Origin of the sequence: uncultured Allobosea sp. (assembly GCF_945956895.1) — a bacterium.
Taxonomy (GTDB): domain Bacteria; phylum Pseudomonadota; class Alphaproteobacteria; order Rhizobiales; family Beijerinckiaceae; genus Allobosea.
This window is the reverse complement of the sequence record NZ_CAMFJF010000125.1, coordinates 1-5610: the sequence shown is the minus strand read 5'-3', so window position 1 is coordinate 5610 and position 5610 is coordinate 1. Positions and strand designations below refer to the sequence as shown.

At 67.7% G+C, this 5610-nt stretch carries 7 protein-coding genes, 1 pseudogene and 1 riboswitch; of the genes and pseudogenes, 5 read left to right on the top strand and 3 right to left on the bottom strand.

The annotated features are described in order from the left end of the window. Positions 1–149: pseudogene (locus Q0Q02_RS23075) on the bottom strand (threonine-phosphate decarboxylase); the annotation flags it as partial. A gap of 20 nt (positions 150–169) precedes the next feature. On the opposite strand from Q0Q02_RS23075, the gene cbiB reads away from it, so the two are divergent. Beyond that, positions 170–1147 (top strand): adenosylcobinamide-phosphate synthase CbiB, encoded by a 978-nt coding sequence (cbiB, locus tag Q0Q02_RS23070; protein WP_293813086.1) that lies wholly within the window; start codon positions 170–172, stop codon positions 1145–1147. 514 nt (positions 1148–1661) lie between these two features. Here the strand turns inward: cbiB and cobO are convergent. Together cobO and cobU are read right to left on the bottom strand one after the other, a co-directional pair. Continuing rightward, positions 1662–2270, bottom strand: coding sequence for a cob(I)yrinic acid a,c-diamide adenosyltransferase (gene cobO / locus Q0Q02_RS23065; protein ID WP_293813084.1), 609 nt, complete (start codon positions 2268–2270; stop codon positions 1662–1664). Next, the gene (gene cobU / locus Q0Q02_RS23060; RefSeq protein WP_293813082.1) at positions 2270–2818 is read right to left on the bottom strand and encodes a bifunctional adenosylcobinamide kinase/adenosylcobinamide-phosphate guanylyltransferase; all 549 of its coding nucleotides are present in this window, start codon (positions 2816–2818) and stop codon (positions 2270–2272) included. The genes cobO and cobU overlap by 1 nt, the downstream gene beginning before the upstream one ends. A 150-nt stretch (positions 2819–2968) precedes the next feature. Beyond that, a riboswitch (cobalamin riboswitch) is annotated at positions 2969–3170 on the top strand. Positions 3171–3206: 36 nt separating this feature from the next. Between cobU and Q0Q02_RS23055 the strand changes: the two genes are divergently transcribed. The 4 genes from Q0Q02_RS23055 to cobW are packed head-to-tail and all read left to right on the top strand — an operon-like array spanning position 3207 to position 5596. Further along, a complete protein-coding gene (locus Q0Q02_RS23055) occupies positions 3207–3383 on the top strand; it encodes a CbtB domain-containing protein (protein WP_293813080.1) in 177 nt (58 codons plus the stop codon). A gap of 12 nt (positions 3384–3395) precedes the next feature. Next, a complete protein-coding gene (locus Q0Q02_RS23050) occupies positions 3396–4136 on the top strand; it encodes a CbtA family protein (protein WP_293813078.1) in 741 nt (246 codons plus the stop codon). A gap of 10 nt (positions 4137–4146) precedes the next feature. After that, the gene (locus tag Q0Q02_RS23045) at positions 4147–4536 is read left to right on the top strand and encodes a DUF1636 domain-containing protein (protein WP_293813076.1); all 390 of its coding nucleotides are present in this window, start codon (positions 4147–4149) and stop codon (positions 4534–4536) included. Between the two features lie 4 nt (positions 4537–4540). Further along, entirely contained in the window at positions 4541–5596 is a 1056-nt protein-coding gene (gene cobW / locus Q0Q02_RS23040) for a cobalamin biosynthesis protein CobW (protein WP_293813074.1), read from the top strand. The last annotated feature ends 14 nt before the right edge of the window (positions 5597–5610 follow it).

Sequence of the window (5610 nt, the reverse complement as noted above, 5' to 3'; positions counted from 1 at the left end):
CGCGTCCAGAGGCTTAACGGCAGCGCCGGAAGCGGATAGGGGATCGGATTGATCCCGGTGGAGAGATCGACCCAGGGTCCGGGTGCTTCCGGAAAGAGCGCGCGGGCCGTGGCGAGATCGCCGCCATGCCAGATACCGTCCTCAGCCACGACCCTGCCCCGCGCCCCGCATGAACCTCTCCGACAGCCTGCCGCTGCTCGTGCTCGCACTGACCCTCGAAGCAGCATTCGGCTATCCGCAGCGCTTCTATGCCGTGATGGGCCATCCCGTCACCTGGATCGGCCGCCTGATCGGGATGCTCGACGGGAGCCTCAACCGGGAGACCTCCTCCTTCACCACGCGCAAGGCGATGGGCGTGCTGGCTTTGGTAGCGCTGCTCGCCGTCATCATCACGCTGTCCGTGCTGGTGCAGCACCTGTGCCTGAGCATCGGGCTGCTGGGCCTTGTCCCGCTCGCGCTCATCGCCTCGACGCTGATCGCCCAGCGCAGCCTCTACGAGCACGTCGCCCGCGTTGCCGAAGGTTTGGAGCGGGATGGGCTCGAAGGCGGTCGGCGCGCCGTCTCGATGATCGTCGGACGCAATCCGCAAACGCTGGACGAGGCCGGTGTCGCGCGCGCCGCCATCGAAAGCCTCGCCGAGAACTTCTCGGACGGCATCGTCGCGCCGGCGTTCTGGCTGGGCCTCGGCGGCTTACCGGGCATCGCCGCCTACAAGGCGATCAACACCGCCGATTCGATGATCGGCCACCGCACGCCGCGCCATCTCGCCTTCGGCTGGGCTTCAGCCCGGCTCGACGACCTCGTCAACCTGCCGGCCTCGCGCCTGACGGCGCTCCTGCTGATCGTCTCGGCAGTATTCGACCGACCGGCGAATGCCGAAGGGGCCTGGCGGGCCGTCAGGCGTGATGCCGGCAAGCATCGCTCGCCCAATGCCGGCTGGCCCGAAGCCGCGATGGCCGGGGCGCTGAATATCAAGCTCGCCGGACCGCGCGTCTATGGCGAAACCCCCGTCGAAGATCACTGGATGGGGGATGGCAGGTCTGAGGCCAGCGCGGCGGATATCCGCCGGGCGCTCCGGCTCTACAAGCGCTCCTGCATATTGCTCTGGGCGCTGGCGACGCTGCTGGCGGCCGCGATATTGCTCTGAGCCGGTCCCGACTCGGCACGGGTCCGGCCCGCCTGCTATCGCCCGAATACCGCCCCCCCCCGCGGCCGGGAAGCCCGATCGCCCAGCCGGCGCTGGGCGATGTGGGCGTCCGTTCAGAGCCTCAATTGTCGTTGTCCGAGAAGCTATCCGATTCATCCGCAAGAGCGGCGACAAGCAGCTCGCGCAGTTGTCCGATCGTGCCCAGGCTTTCTCCACAACCAGGGCAGAAAACCTCGGCATCGTCGTGCGACCATTCCGGCAATCGAATCGAAATTCCTTCGGAGTCTCCGCAGCGTATGAGGCGGGAGCCAGCTACCATGCAACGATCGGACATTGCTTGCACTCTGTAGGCACCGCGCCTTCTTAAGCTATCGCGATTTCGACGGCCATCTCCCAAATGGGTTATATCCTGTTCGGAATCTGCCTCTCTGACATGCCCTGCCGAACGAAGCCTCCGTGGCGCCTGCGGTCGGAGCTTCTCCAGCGCCGAAGGCCCGCGCGCTTCTGTCCAGCCCTAGAACTCGATTCCTTCCTGCGCCTTCACGCCCGCCGCGAAGTGGTGCTTCACCAGCGTCATCTCGGTGACGAGATCGGCCGCCTCGATCAATTCAGGCTTGGCATTGCGGCCGGTGACGACGATGTGCAGGTCCGGCCGACGAGCGGCCAGCGTTGCGACGACATCGGCGAGCGGCAGATAGTCGTAGCGCAGGGCGATGTTGAGCTCGTCGAGCACCAGCAGGCGGATTTCCGGATCGTCCATCAATTCCTTCGCCTTGGCGAAGGCGCGCTCGGCGGCGGCAATGTCGCGGGCCTTGTCCTGTGTCTCCCAGGTGAAGCCCTCGCCCATGCTGTGCCAGCTCACCTGGTCGCCGAAAGCCTCCAACGCTCGGCGCTCCCCGGTCGACCAGGCGCCCTTGATGAACTGCACCACGCCGACGCGCCAGCCATGGCCGAGCGCCCGCAGAATCAGGCCGAAGGCCGCCGTCGACTTGCCCTTGCCGGGGCCGGTATTGACGATGAGCAGCCCCTTTTCCAGCGTCTTGGAGGCGACCTCGGCGTCCTGCACCGCCTTGCGCTTCTCCATTTTCGCCTTGTGGCGGGCGGCGTTATCAGTGTCCGTCATCATTTCACTCGCATCGGCAATCCGGCGACCATGAAGATCACGCGGGCCGCCCGCGCCGCAAGCGCCTGATGCAGCCGCCCGGCCTCGTCGCGGAAGCGGCGGGCGAGCGCATTCTCCGGCACGATACCGAGGCCAACCTCGTTGCCGACCAGCACGAGCGGCGCCGAGACGCGCTCGCAGGCGGCGACCAGGGCCTCGCGTGCGATGGCGGTGTCGCGCTCGGCGAGGATCAGATTGGTCAGCCAAAGCGTCAGGCAATCAACCAGGATCGCCTGGCCCTGGGGCTGCGCGGCGATGGCCTCGGCCAGGTCGAGCGGCGCATCGACCATCTGCCAGCCTGACGGCCGGCGCGCCCGGTGCTCGGCAATGCGCTCCCGCATCTCGTCGTCATAGGCCTGCGCGGTCGCGATATAGGTCCAGGGCGCCGGCAGGGCTTCGATCAGCGCTTCGGCATGGCGGCTCTTGCCGGAGCGGGCGCCGCCGAGGACGAGGGTGAGATGGGGGATCGGAAGTGACTGCATCGGCGGCTTGGTTTCACTGACCGTCATCCCGGGCGACCGTAGGGAGACCCGGGATCCATGCCGGAGCGTTTCCGGTAGAGGTTCAGGCATGGATCCCGGCTCTTCGCTTCGCTCCGGCCGGGATGACCGCGTGTATGTGTCGGACCGTTCTTGCATTGCACAGCAGCCCGCCGATGGCTAATGATGATCGCTGACGGTGCCTCCGCGAGGAGGTGAAAAGGGAACGCGGTGCGGGCTTGCTTGGCCCAATGCCGCGGCTGCCCCCGCAACTGTAAGCGGATGTCCTTCGCCATCGGCCACTGGAGCGCATGCTCCGGGAAGGCGGCAAAGGGCGCCAAATCCGCGAGCCAGGAGACCTGCCGTCAACCCGCAGAGATCCAACCGGCTGCCGGCGGGGCGGCCACGGAGAACGCCTATGAACACCGGTTCGGTTTCCACCCCTACACTCAGCGTTTCGGAACGCGTCAAGGCGGTCGCCGCCGCGCTCGTAATCGGCGTCGCGCTGATCTACACGACCGGCTTCGCGGCCTCGACGAACGTCCACAACGCCGCGCACGACACCCGTCACGGCCTCGCCTTTCCCTGCCACTGAGGGAAAGCATCCATGGTCACGCGTGTTCTCACGGTCAGCATCCTGGCCGGGCTTCTGGCTGGCTTGATCGTCGCCGCCCTGCAGCATGTCACCACCACCCCTCTGATCCTCAAGGCCGAGACCTTTGAGGCGGCGCTCGCGCTGAAAGCGCCGACGCTCGCTGCTTTTGACGGCGAGGCGAAAATCATCCTCGCGCATGGCCCTGCCGGCGACGCCCCCGGCCACGACCATGCCGAATGGAAGCCACAGGACGGCCTCCAGCGGACGTTCTTCACCAGCGCTGTGACGATCGCGACAGCAATCGGCTTCGCGGCGCTGCTGCTCGCCGGCATGATCGCGGCGGGCGATACGATCGACCAGCGCAGCGCGCTCGTCTGGGGAGCCTGCGGCTTCCTCGCGCTCGGTCTCGCCCCGGCGATGGGTCTAGCTCCCGAATTGCCGGGTGCCGCCTCGGCCGCGCTGGAGCAGCGCCAGCTCTGGTGGCTTGCCACGGCGATCGCCACCGCGGCCGGGCTCTTCCTGTTCCTGCGTTTCGAGCAGCCCTGGCTGAAGCTCGTCGCCATCGTCCTGATCTTGCTGCCGCATGCCGTCGGCGCCCCGCACCCAGCCGCGCTGGAGAGCAAGGTCCCGGCCGAAGTCGCGGCGCATTTCGCGTCGCTCTCGCTCGGCATCCAGGCGGCCCTCTGGCTCGTCACCGCCTTCATGGTCGGCGCGCTCTGGCCCCGGGTGAGCCGCCGGGCGGCGGAAGCCTGAAGGCAAGCCAATGTCCGAGGGCGACCTCACCATCCATGTCTGCACGGCCTGCCGCCGCGCCCGCGCCGATCTCCCGGAAGGTTACGACCAGCCGGGACTGGCGCTGGCCGAGCGGCTCGCCGCCGAGCTCAAAGCCAAAGGCAGCACGATCCCCGTGCTGCCCGTCGAGTGCCTCTGCGTCTGCAAGCGGCCCTGCACCATCGCGCTCAGCGCCGACGGCAAATGGACCTATCTGATCGGCGACCTCGACACCGATACCCATCTCGACGAGATCGTCGGCGCCGCGGAGGCTTACGCCGCCAGCGCCAATGGCATCGTTCCCTGGAAAGAACGGCCGCAGTCCTTCCGCAAGGGCGTGGTCGCGCGCGTGCCGCCTTTGCCGGCGCGCCAGCAAGGATGACATCATGAACGCTCCGCAGGCCGCGAACCTGGGCAAGACGCCCTGCACGATCATCACCGGCTTCCTCGGCGCCGGAAAGACGACGCTGGTGCGCCATCTCCTTGAGAATGCACAGGGCAAGAAGCTCGCCGTGCTCGTCAACGAGTTCGGCGATCTCGGCTTCGACGGCGAGTTCCTGAAGGGCTGCGGCATTGCCGGCTGCAGCGACGAGGACGTGGTCGAGCTGCCCAACGGCTGCATCTGCTGCACCGTCGCCGACGATTTCGTGCCGGCGCTGGAGAAGCTGCTGAACCGGCCGAACCCGCCCGAGCATATCCTGATCGAGACCTCCGGCCTCGCTTTGCCGAAGCCGCTCGTCACCGCCTTCAACTGGCCGGCGATCCGCTCGCGCGTCACCGTCGACGGTGTCATCGCCGTGGTCGACGGGCCCGCCGTGGCCGAGGGCCAGTTCGCCGATGATCCCGAGGCGCTCGCCGCGCAGAAGGCGGCCGATGCTTCGGTCGAGCATGACAACCCTCTGGAGGAGGTGTTCGAGGACCAGATCCTCTGCGCCGACCTGATCCTGCTCAACAAGAGCGACCTCGTCGACGAAGCCGGCCGGGCGCGGGTCAAGGCCGAGATCGCCGAGCATCTGCCGAAGGCGATCAAGATCGTCGAGACCGCCCATGGCAAGGTCGAGCCGGCGCTGATCGTCGGTCTTGGCGCCGCCGCCGAGAGCGATCTCGCCGCCCGCCCCTCGCATCATGGCGAGGGCGAGCATGATCACGACCATGACGATTTCGACTCGTTCGCCGTACCGCTGCCGGCGGGGCTCACGCCGGAGGAGCTTTCGGCGCGCGTCGCCAAGGCGGCCGAGGCCGAGGGCGTACTGCGGCTCAAGGGCTTCACCGCCGTGCCGGGCAAGCCGATGCGGCTCGTCGTGCAGGGCGTCGGCCGGCGCGTCGGCCATCACTTCGACCGGGCCTGGGGCGCCGACGAAGCCCGTGACGGACGCCTCACCGTGATCGGGCTCAAGGGCTTCGATCTCAAGGCCGTGGAAGCGGCTCTCGCGGGGGCGTAACATCGGCCGATGCA

Excerpts from the sequence above, each read along its gene's own strand:
- cbiB (WP_293813086.1), top strand. The coding sequence starts at position 170 with ATGAACCTCTCCGACAGCCTGCCGCTGCTCGTGCTCGCACTGACCCTC.
- Q0Q02_RS23055 (WP_293813080.1), top strand. The coding sequence starts at position 3,207 with ATGAACACCGGTTCGGTTTCCACCCCTACACTCAGCGTTTCGGAACGC.
- cobO (WP_293813084.1), bottom strand. The coding sequence starts at position 2,270 with ATGACGGACACTGATAACGCCGCCCGCCACAAGGCGAAAATGGAGAAG.
- Q0Q02_RS23050 (WP_293813078.1), top strand. The coding sequence starts at position 3,396 with ATGGTCACGCGTGTTCTCACGGTCAGCATCCTGGCCGGGCTTCTGGCT.
- Q0Q02_RS23045 (WP_293813076.1), top strand. The coding sequence starts at position 4,147 with ATGTCCGAGGGCGACCTCACCATCCATGTCTGCACGGCCTGCCGCCGC.
- cobW (WP_293813074.1), top strand. The coding sequence starts at position 4,541 with ATGAACGCTCCGCAGGCCGCGAACCTGGGCAAGACGCCCTGCACGATC.
- cobU (WP_293813082.1), bottom strand. The coding sequence starts at position 2,818 with ATGACGGTCAGTGAAACCAAGCCGCCGATGCAGTCACTTCCGATCCCC.